Source organism: Streptomyces sp. SN-593, from assembly GCF_016756395.1.
Classification (GTDB): domain Bacteria; phylum Actinomycetota; class Actinomycetes; order Streptomycetales; family Streptomycetaceae; genus Actinacidiphila; species Actinacidiphila reveromycinica.
The window spans coordinates 6,234,560-6,252,302 of record NZ_AP018365.1; the positions used below are offsets into that span (position 1 = coordinate 6,234,560).

19 protein-coding genes and 3 tRNA genes are annotated in these 17,743 nt (G+C 72.1%); 16 read left to right on the forward strand and 6 right to left on the reverse strand.

The genetic code is table 11. The features are described 5' to 3' along the window. Window positions 1-371 precede the first annotated feature (371 nt). The 7 genes from RVR_RS26535 (at window position 372) to RVR_RS26565 (ending at window position 5,837) form a co-directional block, all read left to right on the forward strand. The gene (locus tag RVR_RS26535; protein WP_202236418.1) at window positions 372-3,641 is read left to right on the forward strand and encodes a sensor histidine kinase; all 3,270 of its coding nucleotides are present in this window, start codon (window positions 372-374) and stop codon (window positions 3,639-3,641) included. A gap of 9 nt (window positions 3,642-3,650) precedes the next feature. Continuing rightward, the gene (locus RVR_RS26540) at window positions 3,651-4,064 is read left to right on the forward strand and encodes a roadblock/LC7 domain-containing protein (protein WP_093787504.1); all 414 of its coding nucleotides are present in this window, start codon (window positions 3,651-3,653) and stop codon (window positions 4,062-4,064) included. A gap of 75 nt (window positions 4,065-4,139) precedes the next feature. Then, window positions 4,140-4,793 carry a DUF742 domain-containing protein gene (locus tag RVR_RS26545; protein ID WP_202236419.1) on the forward strand — a complete coding sequence of 218 codons (654 nt, stop codon included), beginning with the start codon at window positions 4,140-4,142 and terminating at the stop codon, window positions 4,791-4,793. Next, complete coding sequence (locus RVR_RS26550; RefSeq protein ID WP_202236420.1) at window positions 4,774-5,352, forward strand: GTP-binding protein; 579 nt, start codon at window positions 4,774-4,776, stop codon at window positions 5,350-5,352. Before RVR_RS26545 ends, RVR_RS26550 begins: the two co-directional genes overlap by 20 nt. 184 nt (window positions 5,353-5,536) lie before the next feature. Further along, window positions 5,537-5,608 (forward strand) — tRNA-Gln (locus tag RVR_RS26555). Window positions 5,609-5,628: 20 nt separating this feature from the next. Further along, window positions 5,629-5,701 (forward strand) — tRNA-Glu (locus RVR_RS26560). 63 nt (window positions 5,702-5,764) lie between these two features. Beyond that, window positions 5,765-5,837: transfer RNA gene (locus tag RVR_RS26565), tRNA-Glu, on the forward strand. A gap of 69 nt (window positions 5,838-5,906) precedes the next feature. Here the strand turns inward: RVR_RS26565 and ndgR are convergent. Further along, window positions 5,907-6,623: an IclR family transcriptional regulator NdgR gene (ndgR, locus tag RVR_RS26570; RefSeq protein ID WP_093737876.1), complete on the reverse strand. Its 717-nt coding sequence runs from the start codon at window positions 6,621-6,623 to the stop codon at window positions 5,907-5,909. Between the two features lie 127 nt (window positions 6,624-6,750). Here ndgR and leuC point away from each other — a divergent pair, with 127 nt between their 5' ends. The 4 genes from leuC (at window position 6,751) to RVR_RS26590 (ending at window position 10,024) form a co-directional block, all read left to right on the forward strand. Continuing rightward, complete coding sequence (gene leuC / locus RVR_RS26575) at window positions 6,751-8,175, forward strand: 3-isopropylmalate dehydratase large subunit (RefSeq protein ID WP_202236421.1); 1,425 nt, start codon at window positions 6,751-6,753, stop codon at window positions 8,173-8,175. A 6-nt stretch (window positions 8,176-8,181) separates the two neighbouring features. Beyond that, entirely contained in the window at window positions 8,182-8,787 is a 606-nt protein-coding gene (gene leuD / locus RVR_RS26580) for a 3-isopropylmalate dehydratase small subunit (protein ID WP_202236422.1), read from the forward strand. A 258-nt stretch (window positions 8,788-9,045) separates the two neighbouring features. Continuing rightward, a complete protein-coding gene (locus RVR_RS26585; RefSeq protein ID WP_202236423.1) occupies window positions 9,046-9,270 on the forward strand; it encodes an SCO5555 family protein in 225 nt (74 codons plus the stop codon). A gap of 133 nt (window positions 9,271-9,403) precedes the next feature. Then, complete coding sequence (locus RVR_RS26590) at window positions 9,404-10,024, forward strand: HU family DNA-binding protein (protein WP_202236424.1); 621 nt, start codon at window positions 9,404-9,406, stop codon at window positions 10,022-10,024. 131 nt (window positions 10,025-10,155) lie between these two features. Here the strand turns inward: RVR_RS26590 and RVR_RS26595 are convergent, their stop codons facing one another. Next, window positions 10,156-10,392, reverse strand: coding sequence for a cupin domain-containing protein (locus tag RVR_RS26595; protein WP_202236425.1), 237 nt, complete (start codon window positions 10,390-10,392; stop codon window positions 10,156-10,158). A 234-nt stretch (window positions 10,393-10,626) separates the two neighbouring features. Further along, on the reverse strand, window positions 10,627-11,298 hold the full coding sequence (cofC, locus tag RVR_RS26600) for a 2-phospho-L-lactate guanylyltransferase (RefSeq protein ID WP_202236426.1): 672 nt from the start codon (window positions 11,296-11,298) through the stop codon (window positions 10,627-10,629). Window positions 11,299-11,447: 149 nt separating this feature from the next. Here cofC and RVR_RS26605 point away from each other — a divergent pair, with 149 nt between their 5' ends. From RVR_RS26605 to RVR_RS26615, 3 genes are read left to right on the forward strand one after another with little or no spacing between them, the layout of a single operon-like run. After that, window positions 11,448-12,188 (forward strand): lysophospholipid acyltransferase family protein, encoded by a 741-nt coding sequence (locus tag RVR_RS26605; protein ID WP_202236427.1) that lies wholly within the window; start codon window positions 11,448-11,450, stop codon window positions 12,186-12,188. Next, window positions 12,185-13,186 carry an NAD(P)H-dependent glycerol-3-phosphate dehydrogenase gene (locus tag RVR_RS26610; protein WP_202236428.1) on the forward strand — a complete coding sequence of 334 codons (1,002 nt, stop codon included), beginning with the start codon at window positions 12,185-12,187 and terminating at the stop codon, window positions 13,184-13,186. Before RVR_RS26605 ends, RVR_RS26610 begins: the two co-directional genes overlap by 4 nt. A 12-nt stretch (window positions 13,187-13,198) precedes the next feature. After that, window positions 13,199-14,371 (forward strand): D-alanine--D-alanine ligase family protein, encoded by a 1,173-nt coding sequence (locus RVR_RS26615; protein WP_202236429.1) that lies wholly within the window; start codon window positions 13,199-13,201, stop codon window positions 14,369-14,371. A gap of 36 nt (window positions 14,372-14,407) precedes the next feature. Here the strand turns inward: RVR_RS26615 and RVR_RS26620 are convergent, their stop codons facing one another. Beyond that, the gene (locus tag RVR_RS26620; protein WP_237404975.1) at window positions 14,408-14,890 is read right to left on the reverse strand and encodes a DUF3515 domain-containing protein; all 483 of its coding nucleotides are present in this window, start codon (window positions 14,888-14,890) and stop codon (window positions 14,408-14,410) included. Window positions 14,891-14,946: 56 nt separating this feature from the next. Then, the gene (locus RVR_RS26625; protein WP_202236430.1) at window positions 14,947-15,180 is read right to left on the reverse strand and encodes an Lrp/AsnC family transcriptional regulator; all 234 of its coding nucleotides are present in this window, start codon (window positions 15,178-15,180) and stop codon (window positions 14,947-14,949) included. A gap of 170 nt (window positions 15,181-15,350) precedes the next feature. Between RVR_RS26625 and RVR_RS26630 the strand changes: the two genes are divergently transcribed. Beyond that, complete coding sequence (locus tag RVR_RS26630) at window positions 15,351-16,316, forward strand: thiamine-phosphate kinase (protein ID WP_202236431.1); 966 nt, start codon at window positions 15,351-15,353, stop codon at window positions 16,314-16,316. Then, window positions 16,313-17,164, forward strand: a complete 852-nt coding sequence (gene thiD, locus RVR_RS26635) for a bifunctional hydroxymethylpyrimidine kinase/phosphomethylpyrimidine kinase (protein ID WP_237404976.1) — start codon at window positions 16,313-16,315, stop codon at window positions 17,162-17,164. Before RVR_RS26630 ends, thiD begins: the two co-directional genes overlap by 4 nt. Window positions 17,165-17,223: 59 nt before the next feature. On the opposite strand, the gene rpmB is transcribed toward thiD, so the two are convergent. Next, window positions 17,224-17,409, reverse strand: coding sequence for a 50S ribosomal protein L28 (rpmB, locus tag RVR_RS26640; RefSeq protein ID WP_093737864.1), 186 nt, complete (start codon window positions 17,407-17,409; stop codon window positions 17,224-17,226). Window positions 17,410-17,743 lie beyond the last annotated feature (334 nt).

The window sequence follows — 17,743 nt, forward strand, 5'->3', positions numbered from 1 at the left end:
CGAGAGAGTTTCCGGGAGGTTGCGGACACCGCTCGCGCTCGATCAGTGTCACCGCGTGTACGTCTGTCTTATGGTTTGCTCGGCCTTTGGACTTATGCCCCTTTTATCTCTAGCCTTCTCCCGTAGTCCGCCGGACGCGGGACGTTTGGCGTGCACCTGCATGGCGTGCTGGAATTCGCAGAACCTGAGCGTAGGAACGGCCGTCGTTGTTGCGTCGTCGCCGAGAGGTTGTTGGTCCAGTGAGGAATACGAGGCGAGTCGAGGCGGGCCCCGGCGAGGGTCCGCGGGGGAACTTCACTCCGCCGCGGCGCCCCGGGAGCACCCCGGGGCCGGCGGCCGAGGACCTGCCGGGCCCGGGAAGCCGGTTCGGCATGCGCAACTGGCGCATGGCCACCCGGCTGAACGCCATCCTCCTGATACCGGTGCTCGTCGCCCTCGTGCTGGGCGGCTTCCGCGTCGACAGCTCCGTCAACACCTGGCGGCAGGCCGACGACGCGGTGCACATAGCCGACCTGGTGCGCGCCGCCGCCACCTACAGCAACGCGCTGGAGAACGAGCGCGACACCACCGTGGTCCCGCTGCTGGAGGGCCACCGCGACGCGCAGGCCGTGTCGTCCGCCTACGCCGCCACCGACGCGGCCGCCCGCGCCTTCGACGACGCCGCCGTCGGCATCCCCGACGGCGCCGACCTCAAGCGCCGGATGGCCAGCTTCCGCAGCGTCGAGCCGCAGCTCCCCTCGCTCCGCAAGTCCGCCTACACCGGCCAGCTCTCCGGGGTGCAGACCGAGGAGTGGTACGTCAAGATCCAGCACCCGCTCAGCGAGCTGTCCAACGAACTCGGCTTCGGCACCAGCAACAGCGCCTCCTACGGGCGCACCCTGTACGCCATCTCGCTCGCCAAGGCCGCCGAGTCGCTGACCCGCGCCATCGGCACCCACATCCTGGTCGAGAAGCACCCCTCCGCCCAGGAGCTCGCCCTCCAGAAGACCGCGCTCGGCTCCTACCAGTACCTGGAGGGCATCGCGCTGGAGGAGTACGACGGGGGCGGCACCACCGCGGACCAGGCCCGGCTGAAGGCCGCGCAGGACGCCGCGGTGAAGAAGGGCCAGGCCCAGGTCACCGCCGCGCTGAACAAGGCGAAGACGGACCACACCGCGTACATCGTGCCGCCGGACCTGACCCGGATGGTCACCGACCTGACGGACCCGGCGTACACCGTCGCCCGGCTCCGCGCCGAGGGCGTCACCCCGCAGTCGTACCTGTCCGCCTCCACGCTCTCCTTCGACGCCTACCGCTCGGTGGAGACCCACCTCGCCGACCAGGCGGCCGCCGACTCCTCGCACCTGGCCTCCGACGCCAAGCGCGACGTGTTCATCAACTCCGCGATCGTGCTGGTCGCGCTGATCCTCGCGTTCATCGTGGCCGCGCTGATGGCCCGCTCGATGTCCCGCAGCATGCAGCGGCTGCGGGCCGCGGCCTTCGACGTCGCCGAGACCCGGCTGCCCGCGGTGGTCGACCAGCTCTCGCGCACCGACCCCGGCCGGGTCGACACCCAGGTCGCGCCGATCCCGATCCACACCCGGGACGAGATCGGCGAGGTCGCCCGCGCCTTCGACCAGGTGCACCGCGAGGCGGTCCGGCTCGCCGCCGAGCAGGCGCTGCTGCGGGGCAACGTCAACGCGATCTTCACCAACCTCTCGCAGCGCAACCAGGGCCTCATCCAGCGCCAGCTCAGCCTGATCACCGAGCTGGAGAACAACGAGGCGGACCCGGACCAGCTCGAGAACCTCTTCAAGATGGACCACCTCGCCACCCGCATGCGGCGCAACGGCGAGAACCTGCTGGTGCTCGCCGGCGAGGAGCCGGGCCGCCAGTGGAACCAGCCGGTGCCGCTGGTGGACGTGCTGCGCGCCGCCGCGTCCGAGGTGGAGTCGTACCACCGGATCGAGCTGGTCGGCATACCCGAGACCGACATCCACGGCAGCGCGGTCAGCGACCTGGTGCACCTGCTCGCCGAACTGCTGGAGAACGCCACCACCTTCTCCTCGCCGCAGACCAAGGTGCGGGTGACCGCGACCCGGCTGCCGGACGGCCGGATGATGATCGAGATCCACGACAAGGGCATCGGCCTGACCGCCGAGGACTTCGCGGACATCAACCACAAGCTCGCCGACCCGCCCACCGTCGACGTGGAGATCGCCCGCCGGATGGGCCTGTTCGTGGTCGGCCGGCTCAGCGAGCGGCACGGCATCCGGGTCCAGTTGCGCCCCTCCGGGGAGCAGGCCGGCACCACCTCGCTGGTGATGCTGCCCGAGGCGATCACCCGCGGCGGCGGGGGCGACCCGGTGCCGGACGACACCGACTTCACCGTCTCCCGGATCGTCCCGGAGCACGAGGCCGACCGCTCCGGCGTCCAGCGGCCCGAGGTCTCCGGCCAGCGCACCGCGGCCGAACTCGGCTTCGACGACTCCCGCTACGAGCAGGGCGGCGCCGGACCCCGTCCGCTGGACCCGGTCGGCCGCTCGCTGATGCGCGAGGAGCGCCGCGCCCAGTTGGAGGCCGGTGCCCAGTACCAGGAGGGAGATCCGGCCGAACTTCCTCAGCAGCGAACGGAATCGGCCGACTTCGCGCCGGCCGCCCAGGACTTCGCCGCCCCCTCCTTCACCGGCCACGACGCCTTCGGCCAGGACCACACCGCGCAGCAGTTCGACGGCGGGCAGTACGCCGGCCAGGGCTTCGACACCGGGCAGCCGACCGCCGGGGACCTCCCCGGCCAGGGCTACCCGCAGGACTACGGCCGGCAGTACGCCCAGGACAACCCCCTGGGATACGGCCCCCACCTCGACCCCGCCTACCCGCAGCAGGCGTACGACCAGGGCTTCACGTCCGGTTACGCGCAGCAGGACCCGGCCGCGCAGAACGGTTTCGTCGACCAGTCGTACGAGACCGGTTCCGGCCAGTCCTACGAGCCCGTCGCCCCCTACGGCGAGCCGTCCGGCTACGGTGCGCCCTACCAGGACGGCGGCCCGCCGGCCGGTTTCCCGGACGCCGCCGGTTACGGCCCTGCTCAGGAGGGATGGCCGCAGGACGCACCCCAGGTAACGGAATCCGTTCCGCCGCTCCCCGAGGGACCCTCCGAGAGCGTAGTCTCGCCTTCGCTGACGGACGCCGGCCTCCCGCGCCGCGAACGGCAGCGCCCCACCCCGTCCGACCAGCAGTCCGATCAGCAGCCCGGCGAGCCGAACCGAGCGACGGGCCCGAATCCGCAGGCGGCACCGCCCGCGGAGGAACAGCCCGCCCAGGAGTCCACCGATCCCCACGAGCAACCCCAGCCGGACGGCGCCGACTGGCGGTCGACGAACGACGAGCACTGGCAGCGGGCCGAGGCGGTCCGCGAGCCCAAGGCAGGCGGAGTCACCCCCTCCGGTCTGCCACGGCGGGTACCCAAGGCCAATCTGGTCCCGGGTGCCGCGGCACAGACCCCGCAGGGCGGCCCACAGGTCTCCCGCGCACCGGAGGATGTACGGGGCAGGTTGAGTAATCTGCGACGTGGCGTCCAGCGAGGGCGCACTGCTGGAACTGACACGAACGGACAGGCCGACGACAGCCGATTCGGCGGCCCCCAGAACCAGGAGCGCTAGTTGAGTGCGATGAGCCAGGCGGCACAGAATCTGAACTGGTTGATCACCAATTTCGTGGACAACACCCCTGGGGTGTCCCACACGGTGGTGGTCTCCGCCGATGGCCTGCTGCTCGCGATGTCTGATGGTTTTCCGCGTGATCGTGCGGATCAGTTGGCGGCGGTGGCCTCGGGGTTGACGTCGTTGACGGCTGGTGCCTCCCGGATCTTCGAGGGGGGGAGTGTGAACCAGACGGTGGTGGAGATGGAGCGGGGCTTCCTGTTCATCATGTCGGTGTCGGACGGCTCGTCCCTGGCGGTCCTGGCGCATCCTGAGTGCGACATCGGTCTGGTCGGCTACGAGATGGCCCTGCTCGTCGACCGGGCGGGAAGCGTCCTCACCCCCGACCTCCGCGCCGAACTCCAGGGCAGCTTGCTCAACTAACGCACGGGCGGCGCGAGCGCCCGGGCACCTGCCAGGTGTTCGGGCGGCCGCGCGGCCGTTTCAGGAGGAGGACCAGTGAGCACTTCCCCCGGTGCAGACCCGTACGGCAACCAGCACCAGCAGCCGGCGCAGCCGTACGGCTACCCGTCGGCCCCCGAGCCGGAGCGGCGGCCCGGGCAGCCCGGCACGCCCTACCGCCAGCCGCGCATCCAGCCGTACGCCCCACCGCAGGCACCGCCGCCGCAGGGCCAGGGGCCGCGCCAGGGACAGTACGGCCGCCCGCCGGCGCAGGGCCAGGGCCCGGACTACGGCCAGGGCGCGGAGTACGGGCAGGGCGCTGAGTACGGCCGGGAGACGGGCCGGCACGAAGCCGACCGCTCACGCACGCCCTCGGGGCTGGTCCGCCCCTACGCCATGACCGGCGGCCGCACCAGGCCGCGCTACCAGCTCGCCATCGAGGCGCTGGTCAGTACCACCGCCGACCCGGAGCGGCTGCGCGGGCAGCTCCCCGAGCACCAGCGGATCTGCCTGCTGTGCCGCGAGGTCAAGTCGGTCGCCGAGATCTCCGCGCTGCTGACCATCCCGCTCGGGGTGGTCCGCATCCTTGTCGCCGACCTGGCCGAGGCCGGACTGGTCGCGATCCATCAGCCCGGCGGCGACGAGGCCGCCGGCGGCCAGCCAGATGTGACACTGCTTGAAAGGGTGCTCAGTGGACTTCGGAAGCTCTAGCGGTCCGGCCCGCGCCACCACCTCCGCGAAGATCGTGGTGGCGGGCGGATTCGGCGTGGGCAAGACCACGTTCGTCGGTGCCGTCTCGGAGATCAACCCGCTGCGCACAGAAGCCGTGATGACCTCCGCGTCAGCCGGCATCGACGACCTCACGCACGCGCCGGACAAGACCACCACCACGGTGGCGATGGACTTCGGCCGCATCACGCTCGACGAGGACCTGATCCTCTACCTGTTCGGCACGCCCGGGCAGGACCGGTTCTGGTTCATGTGGGACGACCTGGTGCGCGGCGCGATCGGCGCGATCGTCCTGGTGGACACCAGGCGGCTGGCGGACTGCTTCCCGGCGGTGGACTACTTCGAGAACAGCGGGCTGCCGTTCGTGATCGCGCTCAACGGCTTCGACGGCCACCAGCCGTACGGGCCGGAGGAGGTCCGCGAGGCACTCCAGATCGGTCCTGAGGCGCCGATCATCACCACCGACGCCCGCAACCGCGGTGACGCCAAGAGCGCGCTGATCACGCTGGTCGAGCACGCCCTGATGGCCCGGCTGCGCTAGCGCCGGACCGTCCCGCCGGTGCGCCAGCGCGGCGCACCGGCCCGGTTCCGGGGGGACTTGGCGATACTCGTTTTGGAGCGCTGTCCCGGATCGGGTAATGTTCTTCCTGCGCCGCCGGACAGGGCCAAGGCCCGGGACGGAGACGCGAAACCGAACAAGATCCCCTGCGGGGATTGCGTTTTGGTGGGGTATGGTGTAATTGGCAACACGGCTGATTCTGGTTCAGTTGTTCTAGGTTCGAGTCCTGGTACCCCAGCAGCACTCAAGCAAGTGCGAGCCCCCGTTGTGTAGCGGCCTAGCACGCTGCCCTCTCACGGCAGTAGCGCCGGTTCGAATCCGGTCGGGGGTACTGATCCTCTCGCTCCGTCCCCGTCGGGTCGCTCCCGGCGCGGACGACGCGAGGATCGCTAGGGCCCCCGTTGTGTAGCGGCCTAGCACGCTGCCCTCTCACGGCAGTAGCGCCGGTTCGAATCCGGTCGGGGGTACGCATCGAACGTCCAGAAGCCCGCCGCGGACCGCGGCGGGCTTCTTCCGTGTGTCCGCGGGCACCGCGCTCAGCCGGTGCGGCGCAGCGCCTCGCTGAGCCGGCCGGCGGCGTCCACCACGGCCTGGGCGTGCATCCGGCCCGGGTGCCGGGTGAGCCGCTCGATCGGTCCGGAGACCGACACCGCGGCGACCACGCGGTTGGACGGCCCGCGCACCGGGGCGGAGACCGAGGCGACTCCGGGCTCGCGCTCGCCGATCGACTGCGACCAGCCGCGGCGGCGCACCCCGGACAGCGCGGTGGCGGTGAAACGGGCCCCCTGAAGGCCCCTGTGCAGCCGCTCGGGCTCCTCCCAGGCCATCAGGACCTGCGCGGCCGAGCCGGCCTTCATCGGCAGCGTGGAGCCCACCGGCACGGTGTCCCGCAGTCCGGACAGCCGCTCCGCCGCGGCCACGCAGATCCGCATGTCGCCCTGGCGCCGATAGAGCTGGGCGCTCTCCCCGGTCACGTCGCGCAGGTGCGTCAGCACCGGTCCCGCGGTCGCCAGCAGCCGGTCCTCGCCGGCCGCGGCGGCCAGTTCCGACAGGCGCGGGCCCAGGATGAAGCGGCCCTGCATGTCGCGAGCCACCATGCGATGGTGTTCGAGCGCGACCGCCAGGCGGTGCGCGGTGGGGCGGGCCAGGCCCGTGGCACCGACAAGCCCGGCCAGGGTGGCCGGACCCGACTCCAGCGCACTGAGCACCAGAGCCGCCTTGTCGAGAACGCCGACGCCGCTAGAGTTGTCCATGCAACGATACTCGCGTCTCAGAGTGTGAAACGCAAGTTCAATTTTCCCGGGAACGCGTCACGCTGGGAGCACAGCGCAGGACCAACACCTAGTGGGCCCCGCGACGACGCGGGCCGGAGGGACAGCGATGGGTAGGACACTCGCGGAGAAAGTCTGGGACGACCACGTCGTCCGCCGCGCCGAAGGCGAACCCGATCTGCTTTTCATCGATCTCCACCTCCTGCACGAGGTGACCAGCCCCCAGGCGTTCGACGGGCTGCGGATGAACGGCCGGCGGGTGCGCCGTACCGACCTCACCATCGCCACCGAGGACCACAACACCCCGACCCTCGACATCGACAAGCCGATCGCCGACCCGGTCTCCCGGACCCAGCTGGAGACGCTGCGCAAGAACTGCGCGGAGTTCGAGGTGCGGCTGCACCCGCTCGGTGACGTCGAGCAGGGCGTCGTGCACGTGGTGGGGCCGCAGTTGGGCCTGACCCAGCCGGGCACCACCGTGGTCTGCGGCGACTCGCACACCTCCACGCACGGCGCGTTCGGCGCCCTGGCGTTCGGCATCGGCACCTCGCAGGTCGAGCACGTGCTGGCCACCCAGACGCTGCCGCTCGCCCCGTTCCGCACCATGGCGGTCACGGTCGACGGCGAGCTGCCCGAGGGCGTCACCGCCAAGGACCTGATCCTCGCGGTGATCAGCCGGATCGGCACCGGCGGCGGCCAGGGCTACGTCATCGAGTACCGCGGCTCCGCGATCGAGAAGCTGTCGATGGAATCCCGGATGACCGTCTGCAACATGTCGATCGAGGCGGGCGCCCGGGCGGGCATGATCGCCCCGGACCGGACCACCTTCGACTACCTGGAGGGCCGCGCCCACGCGCCGAAGGGCGCGGACTGGGACGAGGCCGTCGCGTACTGGAAGACGCTGCGGACCGACGACGACGCCGTCTTCGACCACGAGGTGCGGATCGACGCGGCCGAGCTGGCCCCGTTCGTCACCTGGGGCACCAACCCGGGCCAGGGCGCGCCGCTGAGCGCGTCCGTGCCGGACCCGGCCTCCTACGCCGACGCGGGTGACCGGCTCGCCGCGGAGAAGGCCCTGGAGTACATGGGCCTGACCGCCGGGCAGCCGCTGCGCGAGGTGGCCGTGGACACCGTCTTCGTCGGCTCCTGCACCAACGGCCGGATCGAGGACCTGCGCGCGGCGGCGTCCGTCGTCCGCGGCCGCCAGGTCGCCGACGGGGTGCGGATGCTGGTCGTGCCCGGGTCGGTGCGGGTGGCGCTGCAGGCCGTCGAGGAGGGCCTGGACCAGGTGTTCACCGCGGCCGGCGCCGAATGGCGGCACGCGGGTTGCTCGATGTGCCTGGGTATGAACCCCGACCAACTCGCGCCCGGCGAGCGGTCCGCGTCCACCTCGAACCGCAACTTCGAGGGACGCCAGGGCAAGGGCGGCCGGACCCACCTGGTCTCCCCGCAGGTCGCCGCCGCCACCGCGGTGCTCGGCCACCTCGCCTCGCCCGCCGACCTGTCCGACGCCCCTGCCCTGACGGAGGTCTGAGCCGCCATGGAAGCCTTCACCACCCACACCGGCCGGGCCGTGCCGCTGCGCCGCACCAACGTGGACACCGACCAGATCATCCCCGCGCACTGGCTGAAGAAGGTCACCCGCAACGGGTTCGAGGACGGCCTGTTCGAGGCGTGGCGCAAGGACGAGGCGTTCGTGCTGAACGCCCCGCAGTACGCCGGTGCGACCGTCCTGGTCGCCGGGCCCGACTTCGGCACCGGCTCGTCCCGCGAGCACGCCGTCTGGGCGCTCCAGAACTACGGCTTCAAGACGGTGATCTCCTCCCGCTTCGCGGACATCTTCCGCGGCAACTCGCTGAAGAACGGGCTGCTGACGGTGGTGCTGCCGCAGGAGGTCGTCGAGGAGCTGTGGCAGCTCACCGAGGCCGACCCGACCGCGGAGATCACCGTGGACCTGGTCGCCCGGGAGGTGCGGGCCGACCGCCCGCAGGGGCCGCTGGTCGCCCCGTTCGACCTGGACGACAACGCCCGCTGGCGGCTGCTGGAGGGGCTGGACGACATCAGCCTGACGCTGGCCAACGAGGCGGACATCGCCGCGTTCGAGAGCACCCGGCCGTCCTGGAAGCCCAGCACCGCGCGCGTCTGAACCCCCGGCGGCCGCCCGCCCGGCCGCCGCACGCACCGCGCAAGCGCCCCCCACGTCCTCGTGGGGGGCGCTTTGCGTGTGTCCGGCCGCCCGCCGCCGACCCGTCGCCGCATCTCCGGCCGTGTGTTCGCCCCCGCCCCCGTGCGCGTGACCGCGCCGGACGGCCGAGACCCCGCCATGGGTACGAAAAATCAGGCACGGAACACCCGGTTGGCCCTGTCGCGCTCGACAACTCGCCGCAGATGGCACAATCGACGCATGGAACGCGACGGCCAACTGGAGCTCTACGGGGTCCTCGCCGCGCGTCTGAAGCAGGCGCACACGCGCGTCGCCAATCCCGAAGTCCCGGACGGGACAAGGCGGGAGTTGACCCGGCGGCTGCTCGCGGTGACCGCGGTGGCGAAGCACGATCTCGCCGACGCGGCACGGCGCCTGGAGGTGTTAACGGCTGAGTTGGACGACCTCGGAATCCCCGATCACTGATCACGCGGAGTACCGAGTTCGTTGCGGCACAAGGGTGATTCGCCCGTTTCGTATTTGATTTGCGGTATATATCCGCCTAGCGTGCGAAATCAGCCCGTACTCATTCGCCGGGCAAGTTTCCGAAGGGGAAGACGTGAACAAGGCGCAGCTCGTAGAAGCGATTGCCGACAAGGTGGGCGGCCGGCAGGCCGCCGCGGACGCGGTTGACGCGGTTCTCGACGCGATCGTCCGCGCGGTGGTCTCCGGTGACCGTGTCTCGGTCACCGGGTTCGGTTCGTTCGAGAAGGTCGAGCGTCCCGCCCGTTACGCTCGCAACCCCCAGACCGGGGAGCGGGTCCGGGTCAAGAAGACCTCCGTGCCGCGCTTCCGTGCGGGGCAGGGCTTCAAGGACCTGGTGAGCGGGTCGAAGAAGCTTCCCCGTGGCGGCGAGGTCGCGGTCAAGAAGGCGCCCAAGGGCAGCCTGAGCGGCGGTGCCTCGACCACCGCCCGCACCGCCACGAAGAAGGCCGCCGCGAAGAAGGCGACCACCGCGCGGAAGGCGGCCACCGCCAAGAGCGCGGCCGCGAAGAAGACCACGGCGGCCAAGAAGACCACCGCGAAGAAGGCCACCACCGCCAAGAAGTCGGCGGCGAAGAAGGCCACCACCGCGAAGAAGTCGGCCGCCAAGAAGGCGCCCGCGAAGAAGGCCACCGCCAAGAAGGCCCCGGCCAAGCGCGCCGCCCGCAAGACCGCGAAGCGTGCCGCCGCCAGGTGACAGCCGCTCCACCCCTGCCGCACCGCGGCGCCGCTTCACCGCACCACAGCTCAACCCGCTTCACCGCGCCGGGCCGGGCCCCTCTCCCACGGGGTGCCCGGCCCGCGCTATTGCCCGTCCCCGGGCTGAAATCAGCCCGCGGCCGCGCCCCGGTCCGGCAGGTCGGGCAGGGTCGCCAGCGTCAGGAACGTCACGCGCCGGGCCGGCCCCGTGCCCTCGGTGCGGATGCGGAGGCGCTGGCCCGGGCGCAGCAGCCGCAGTTCGCCGGCGTCGAAGGCCGCGGCGTCGAACTCCAGCGGGGTGCCGTCGTCCAGCAGCACACTGCCGCTGCGGCTGGCGGCGTCGAACGTGAAGGCGGTTGCTTGCATACGGCCCAGCCTAAGGGCTGTCCCGCACCCCCCGACGGGCCTGCGGCGCGGGACCACGGAGCCCGGCCCTAAGGGCTGTCCCGCAATCCCCGACGGGCGTGCGACGACAGCCACGGCGCCTCGCTTCGTTGTCGGGCACATCCACATACGACCCGGTATGAGGACGACCCTCCGCCTTGCGATCCACCGCATCTGACGCCGCACGCTGATCCGCCGGGGATTGCGGGACAGCCTTTAGGCGCCGCGGGCGGTCAGCGCGGCGGCGGCCACCGCCGTGAAGGGCCCGACCCCCAGTGCCAGGGCGGCGGCCAGATCCTCCAGGGTGTCCACGTCCTGCCGCACGGAGGGGGCCGCGGGCAGCGTGATCTCGGCGGCGCCGGACGCGAGATGGCGCGCACGGGATGCCCCGCCGAACCCGGGCGCCAGCGGCAGGCACGGCACCGTGCAGAGCAAGGTTGTCCCCGTGCCGGCCGCATCGGCGAGGAACGCCCGCTCACAGGCCCCGGCCGCCGCCCGCAGCACTTCCGCCAGCTCGGCCGGCCGCAAGGCCGGGAGATCGCCGTTCAGGGCCGCGACCGGCGCGTGCGGGCGGCGCGCCCTGACCGTCGCCTCACCGTGCCGCAGCGCGGCGTTCAACCCGGCGGCGGGGGAGTCCGCCACGACGAACGCCCCCAGCCCGGCGAGCTCCGCCCCGGCGGCCGGGTCGTCGGTGACCACCGTGACGTCCTCGACCTCCGCGCACGCCAGCGCGGCGCCCACCGTGTCCAGCACGAACGCCAGCGCGAGCGCGGGCCGTACCGTCCCCGCGGCCGCCAGCCTGCTCTTGGCCACCTCCAGCGGCTTCAACGGCACCACCAGCGACCAGCCCGTCCCGTCCCCGCCGCTACCGCCCCGCACGCCGCTCATGCCGTCCATTGTGCGGCCCGCGCCGCCGGTGCGGACGTCCCGGCGGCGGCCGGTGGCAGAGGTGCCCCCTCGGACGCCAACCGCTGGCGTTAACCTCTCGGTAGCCGCGATCCTTGAGCGGCGCCACCGGCAACGAAGAGGAGTCCCGGGTGTCCCGCCGCAGAATCGGTTTCTGGTACCGCCTGGCGGCCGCCATCGCCAAGCCGCCGCTCATCGTGCTCTTCAAGCGGGACTGGCGCGGAATGGAGAACATTCCGGCCGAGGGAGGATTCCTCACCGCGGTGAATCACAACTCGTACCTCGACCCGTTGCTGTACGCGCATTTCCAGTACAACACCGGTCGGCTTCCGCGCTTCCTGGCGAAGGCCGCGCTGTTCAAGCCGTTCTTCGTCGGCACCGTGATGCGCGGCACCGGGCAGATCCCGGTGGTGCGGGCCAGCGCCGACGCCGCGGCCGCCTACCGCTCGGCGGTCGAGGCGGTCAACAAGGGCGAGTGCGTGGCGTTCTACCCCGAGGGCACCCTCACCCGCGACCCCGACCAGTGGCCGATGGTCGGCAAGACCGGCGTGGCCCGCGTCGCGCTGCTCACCCGCGCCCCCGTCATCCCGATCGCCCAGTGGGGCGCGAACGAGTTCCTGCCGCCGTACGCGAAGAAGCCGAGCTTCCTGCCCCGCAAGACGCACCGCGTGCTGGTCGGCCCGCCGGTCGACCTCGGCGCCTGGTACGGGAAGGAGCCCACCGCCGAGGTGCTGCGCGAGGTCACCGGGGCCATCATGTCCGATGTGAAGCAACTCCTCGCCGACGTCCGCGGCATCCCCGCCCCGGACGGACTGTACGACCCGCGCAAGGCCGCCAAGGGCACCGCCGCCGACGGCGAGGGGGCGGCGTGACGGCTCGCTGCGCCGTGTTCGGCACCGGGTCCTGGGGCACCGCGTTCGCGATGGTGCTGGCCGACGCCGGCTGCGAGGTGACCTTGTGGGGCCGCCGCCCCGACATCGCGGCCGCCATCAACACCACCCGGACCAACCCGCAGTACTCCAGCGAGATCACCCTGCCGCCGGCCGTGACGGCCACCACCGACCCGGCACGGGCCGCCGCCGGCGCGGAGTTGGTCTTCCTGGCCGTGCCGTCGCAGTCGCTGCGCGCCAACCTCGCCGACTGGGCGCCGCTGCTGCGCCCCGACGCGGTCCTGGTCAGCCTGATGAAGGGCGTCGAACTGGGCACCGCGAAGCGGATGAGCGAGGTGATCGAGGAGGTCGCCAAGGTCGACCGGGACCGCGTCGCGGTGCTCACCGGCCCTAACCTGGCCGCGGAGATCGCCGCCCGCCAGCCCGCGGCCGCCGTGGTCGCCTGCCGCGACGAGGCGGCCGCGCGCCGCATCCAGACCGCGTGCCACACCGCGTACTACCGGCCGTACACCAACACCGACGTGATCGGCTGCGAGCTGGGCGGCGCGGTGAAGAACGTGATCGCGCTCGCGGTCGGCATCGCCGGCGGCATGGGCCTGGGCGACAACACCAAGGCGTCGCTGATCACCCGGGGACTGGCCGAGACCACCCGGTTGGGCCTGGCGATGGGCGCGGACCCGTACACCTTCGCCGGGCTCGCCGGGATGGGCGACCTCGTCGCCACCTGCTCCTCCCCGCTGTCCCGCAACAACACCTTCGGCCACAACCTCGGCCGGGGCATGAGCCTCGCCGAGACCATCGCCGCCACCAGCCAGACCGCCGAGGGCGTCAAGTCGTGCGAGTCCGTCGCCGACCTCGCCCGCAGGCACGGCGTCGACATGCCGATCACGGAGACCGTGGTCGACATCGTGCACAACGGGAAGCCGCCCGTCGTGGCCGTCAAGGAGTTGATGTCACGTTCCGCGAAACCCGAACGGTAAGGTCGACGCGACATGAGCAACCTGCCAACGCCCCAGAGCCAGGACCCGCACTCCGAGCGGCCGCCCTACGACCGAAAGCCGCGCGTCGCCGTCGTGTTCGGCGGGCGCAGCTCCGAGCACGGCGTGTCCGTGGTGACCGCGGCCAGCGTGCTGCGCGCCATCGACCGCGACAAGTACGACGTCCTGCCGATCGGCATCACCACCGAGGGCCGCTGGGCGCTGACCGCCGACGAGCCGGAGCGGATGGCCATCGCCGACCGGCGGATGCCGACCGTCGAGCAGGTCACCGACCACGACGGCGCGGTGCTGCTGCCCGTGGACCCGGCCAGCCGCGAGGTGGTCTACACCGAGGTCGGCGCGGTGCCCAAGGCACTCGGCGAGGTCGATGTCGTCCTGCCCCTGCTGCACGGCCCCTACGGCGAGGACGGCACCCTCCAGGGCCTGCTGGAACTGTCCGGCGTGCCGTACGTGGGCGCGGGCGTGCTCGCCTCCGCGGTCGGCATGGACAAGGAGTACATGAAGCGGATCTTCACCTCCTTCGGGCTGAAGGTCGGTCCGTACACGGTGGTCCGCCCGCGCGAGTGGCAGCAGGACCCGGCCGCCGCCCGCCGCAAGGTGCTGGAGTTCGCGCAGGTCCACGGCTGGCCGCTGTTCGTCAAGCCGACCCGGGCCGGCTCGTCGATCGGCATCAGCAAGGTCGACGGGCCCGAGCAGCTCGACGCCGCCCTCGCCGAGGCCCGCCGGCACGACCCCAAGGTCCTCGTCGAGGCGCTGGTGAACGGCCGCGAGATCGAGTGCGGCGTGCTGGAGTTCGCCGACGGCCCGCGCGCGTCCGCGCCCGCGGAGATCCCGCCGGCCGCCAGCAGCGACTTCTACGACTTCGACGCCAAGTACATCGACTCGGCCGAGGGCGTGGTACCCGCGCCGCTCACCGCCGAGCAGACCGAGCGCGTGCAGCGGCTGGCCGTCGAGGCGTTCGAGGCGGCGTCCTGCGAGGGGCTGGTCCGCGCGGACTTCTTCCTGCTGGACAGCGGCGAGTTCGTGATCAACGAGATCAACACCATGCCCGGCTTCACCCCGATCTCGATGTACCCGCGGATGTGGCAGGAGAGCGGCGTCGGCTACACCGAGCTGATCGACCTGCTCATCCAGGCGGCGCTGCGCCGGTCCACCGGCCTGCGCTGACCGCCCGCCGTACGCCCGCCGACCCCGCCGCGCCGCTCACAGGCCGGCGGGGATCGTCGCCTTCACCGCGGGGGCCAGCTCCGCGAGCGGGGTCGCGTCATGGGCGTACCGGGCCGGCAGCAGCAGTTCCACGTACGCCTTGCGCAGCGTCGTGGTCAGCCGGGCGCTGCCGTCCTCGTCCTGCTGCCACGACCAGGACACCCCGCCCACCTCGGCACCGGGGGTGTTGACGTCGTCGTCGTTCGCCGGCCGCGGTACGCCGCAGCGCAGCACGATCGTAGGATCGCCCCAACCGGCGGTCAGGGGGGATGCCGGCTTGAGAGCATGACCGGACATCCCGTCGACCGTCTTCGGCAACCGCGCGTGCAGTGCCTTGCAGTAGCCGGCGACCTCGGCGGTCGGAACCGGTACGGCGACCGACTCGTCGTCGCCGGAGCCGGCGAACACGTAGACCGCCGCCGCGGACAGGCACGCGGCGGCGGACACGGAGATCAGCATGACCCGGCGGTTGAACGTCACCGGGAAAGCATAGGAAGAAGCGCGGGAGAGCCTCGCACCAGGGGCTCGGTGGGGGGCTATATATGGACGACCGGGCAGGTCAGCGTGCGGGTGATGCCCTCGGCCTGCTGGACCTTGGCCACCACCATGCGGCCGAGCTCGTCGACCGTCTCGGCCTGGGCGCGGACGATGACGTCATAGGGGCCTGTGACGTCCTCCGCCTGGATGACTCCGTCGATCTTGGAGATCACCTCCGCTACTGCCGAGGACTTCCCGACCTCGGTCTGGATCAGGATGTAGGCCTGTACCACGGAACCTCCAGGGCGGCTTCGAGGATCATGTGGGAGGGGAGACGCCACGTTATCGCGTCGCCGCTCGCAGCGGGGAGACCCGCGCGGTACCAGACCCCGGTATTGACGGGAAACACGCAGCGGACCGGACCGGAGCACGCGCGCCGGCCGAGAATCGAGGGGACGACGCTATGAAGGGGACCGTGGGCGAGCTGGGGGAGTTCGGGCTCATCAGGGAACTGACCTCCCGCCTCACCTCTACCCCCGCGGTGCAGATCGGCCCCGGCGACGACGCCGCCGTGGTCGCCGCACCCGACCGCCGGGTGGTCGCCACCACCGACGTGCTCCTCGAAGGACGGCACTTCCGCCGCGACTGGTCCACCGCCTACGACGTCGGCCGCAAGGCCGCCGCGCAGAACCTCGCCGACATCGCGGCCATGGGCGCGGTGCCCACCGCGGTGCTGCTCGCCCTCGTGGTGCCCGCCGAACTGCGCGTGACCTGGCCGGTCGAGCTGATGGACGGCATCAGGGACGAGTGCCAGGTGGCCGGCGCCGCCGTGGTCGGCGGTGACGTGGTGCGCGGTGAGACCATCACCGTCTCCATCACCGCCCTCGGCGACCTGCGCAGCCGGCCCGCGGTCACCCGCGCCGGCGCCCGCCCCGGCAACCTGGTCGCCGTCACCGGCTGGCTCGGCTGGTCCGCGGCGGGGCTCGCCGTGCTCTCCCGCGGCTTCCGCTCGCCGCGGGCCTTCGTCGAGGCGCACCGCCGGCCGGAGCCGCCCTACCACGCCGGTCCGGCCGCCGCCGAACTCGGCGCCACCGCGATGACCGACGTCAGCGACGGCCTGGTCGCCGACCTCGGCCACATCGCCGCCGCCAGCGGTGTGGACATCGACGTGCGCTCCGCGGCGGTCGACATCCCCGCGCAGATGACGGACATCGGCCAGGCCGTCGGCGTCGACCCGCTGCACTGGGTGCTCACCGGCGGCGAGGACCACGCGATCGTGGCCGCGTTCCCGCGCGACGTGAAGCTCCCGGCCCGCTGGCGGATCATCGGCGACGTCACCGCGCCCGCCGGCCGCACCCCGCGGGTCACCGTCGACGGCGCGCCCTGGGACAAGGCCGGCGGCTGGGACCACTTCGGACCGGACGCGTGAGCGCGCCGGGCGCACCCCGGCCGCCGCGCCCCGCGCCGCCGCGGGTGCTGACCGTCGCCGGGTCCGACTCCGGCGGCGGCGCGGGCATCCAGGCGGACCTGAAGACGATGCTGGCGCTCGGCGTGCACGGCATGAGCGTGCTCACCGCCGTCACCGCGCAGAACTCGCTGGGCGTGCACGGCGCGTGGGAACTGCCCGCGGAGGCGGTCCGCGCCCAGTTCCGCGCGGTCGTCGACGACATCGGGGTGCAGGCGGTCAAGACCGGCATGCTCTCCTCCGCGGCGACCGCGGCCACCGTCGCCGACCTGCTGGCCGGCCTGGACCCGCGGGTGCCGGTGGTGGTCGACCCGGTCGCGGTCTCCAAGCACGGCAACGCGCTGCTGCTCGGGGAGGCCGTCGAGGTGGTCCGCTCCCGGCTGCTGCCGCGCGCCACGGTGGCCACCCCGAACCTCGACGAGGTGGCGCTGCTCACCGGCGTCCGGGTCGCGGACGAGGAGGGGATGCGCGCGGCGGCCCGCGCCATGCTCGGCCACGGCTCGCGCTGGGTGCTGGTCAAGGGCGGCCACCTGCCCGGCGCGCGGCACCGGGCCGAGGCGGCGGACCTGCTCTCCGACGGCCGCGAGGAGCACTGGTACCGCGCGCCGCGCTACGCCAACCCCCACACCCACGGCACCGGCTGCACCCTGGCCAGCGCCCTCGCGTCGTACCTGGTGCTCGGCCACGACGTGCCCGCCGCGGTCGGCCTGGCCAAGGAGTACGTCCGGGGCGCGATCGAGGCGGGCTTCCCGCTCGGCGCGGGGGTTGGCCCGGTCGACCACGGCTGGCGCGAGCGGGGCCGGGCGCACTGAAAAGCCGACCCACCGCGAGGTGGATCGGCTTCAGGTGGCCACCCAGGACTGCGCTGAGGTCAGCGCGTGACCTTGCCGGCCTTGATGCACGAGGTGCAGACGTTGAGGCGCTTCGGCGTCTTCCCGACGACCGCACGCACGCGCTGGATGTTGGGGTTCCAACGACGCGGGGTACGGCGGTGCGAGTGGGAGATGCTGTTGCCGAAGCCCGGCCCCTTGCCGCAGACGTCGCAGTTAGCAGCCACGGGTCACTCCAAAGACTTCAGATGCTCAGATGCATTCACGGTGGGAAAACCCGGGAGGGCCCCAGGCAACCGGAGCAGCATACAACGACCGCTCCCGTACAACGAAACTACCACGGTCGGGGCACCGCCCTTCCCCGCGCCGGAGGCTCGTCCCCCTGCCCGCGGCCGTGCCCGGCAGTACGCTCACCAGCAGCCCCGGTACCGGGCGCCGCCCACATCACCGCCACGTCGCCGGGAACCCCGGCCGAACACTCCGAGTCGAACGTCCGAACTCCCGATCACCGAAGTCCCGATCACCGAAGTCCCGATCACCGAAGTCCCGATCAGCCAGTCC

Bases quoted from the DNA above. Each gene is read 5' to 3' on its own strand.
- RVR_RS26535 (WP_202236418.1), top strand. From the start codon at position 372: ATGCGCAACTGGCGCATGGCCACCCGGCTGAACGCCATCCTCCTGATA.
- RVR_RS26540 (WP_093787504.1), top strand. From the start codon at position 3,651: ATGAGCCAGGCGGCACAGAATCTGAACTGGTTGATCACCAATTTCGTG.
- ndgR (WP_093737876.1), bottom strand. From the start codon at position 6,623: ATGGACAACTCTAGCGGCGTCGGCGTTCTCGACAAGGCGGCTCTGGTG.
- leuC (WP_202236421.1), top strand. From the start codon at position 6,751: ATGGGTAGGACACTCGCGGAGAAAGTCTGGGACGACCACGTCGTCCGC.
- leuD (WP_202236422.1), top strand. From the start codon at position 8,182: ATGGAAGCCTTCACCACCCACACCGGCCGGGCCGTGCCGCTGCGCCGC.
- RVR_RS26585 (WP_202236423.1), top strand. From the start codon at position 9,046: ATGGAACGCGACGGCCAACTGGAGCTCTACGGGGTCCTCGCCGCGCGT.
- RVR_RS26595 (WP_202236425.1), bottom strand. From the start codon at position 10,392: ATGCAAGCAACCGCCTTCACGTTCGACGCCGCCAGCCGCAGCGGCAGT.
- cofC (WP_202236426.1), bottom strand. From the start codon at position 11,298: ATGAGCGGCGTGCGGGGCGGTAGCGGCGGGGACGGGACGGGCTGGTCG.
- RVR_RS26615 (WP_202236429.1), top strand. From the start codon at position 13,199: ATGAGCAACCTGCCAACGCCCCAGAGCCAGGACCCGCACTCCGAGCGG.
- RVR_RS26630 (WP_202236431.1), top strand. From the start codon at position 15,351: ATGAAGGGGACCGTGGGCGAGCTGGGGGAGTTCGGGCTCATCAGGGAA.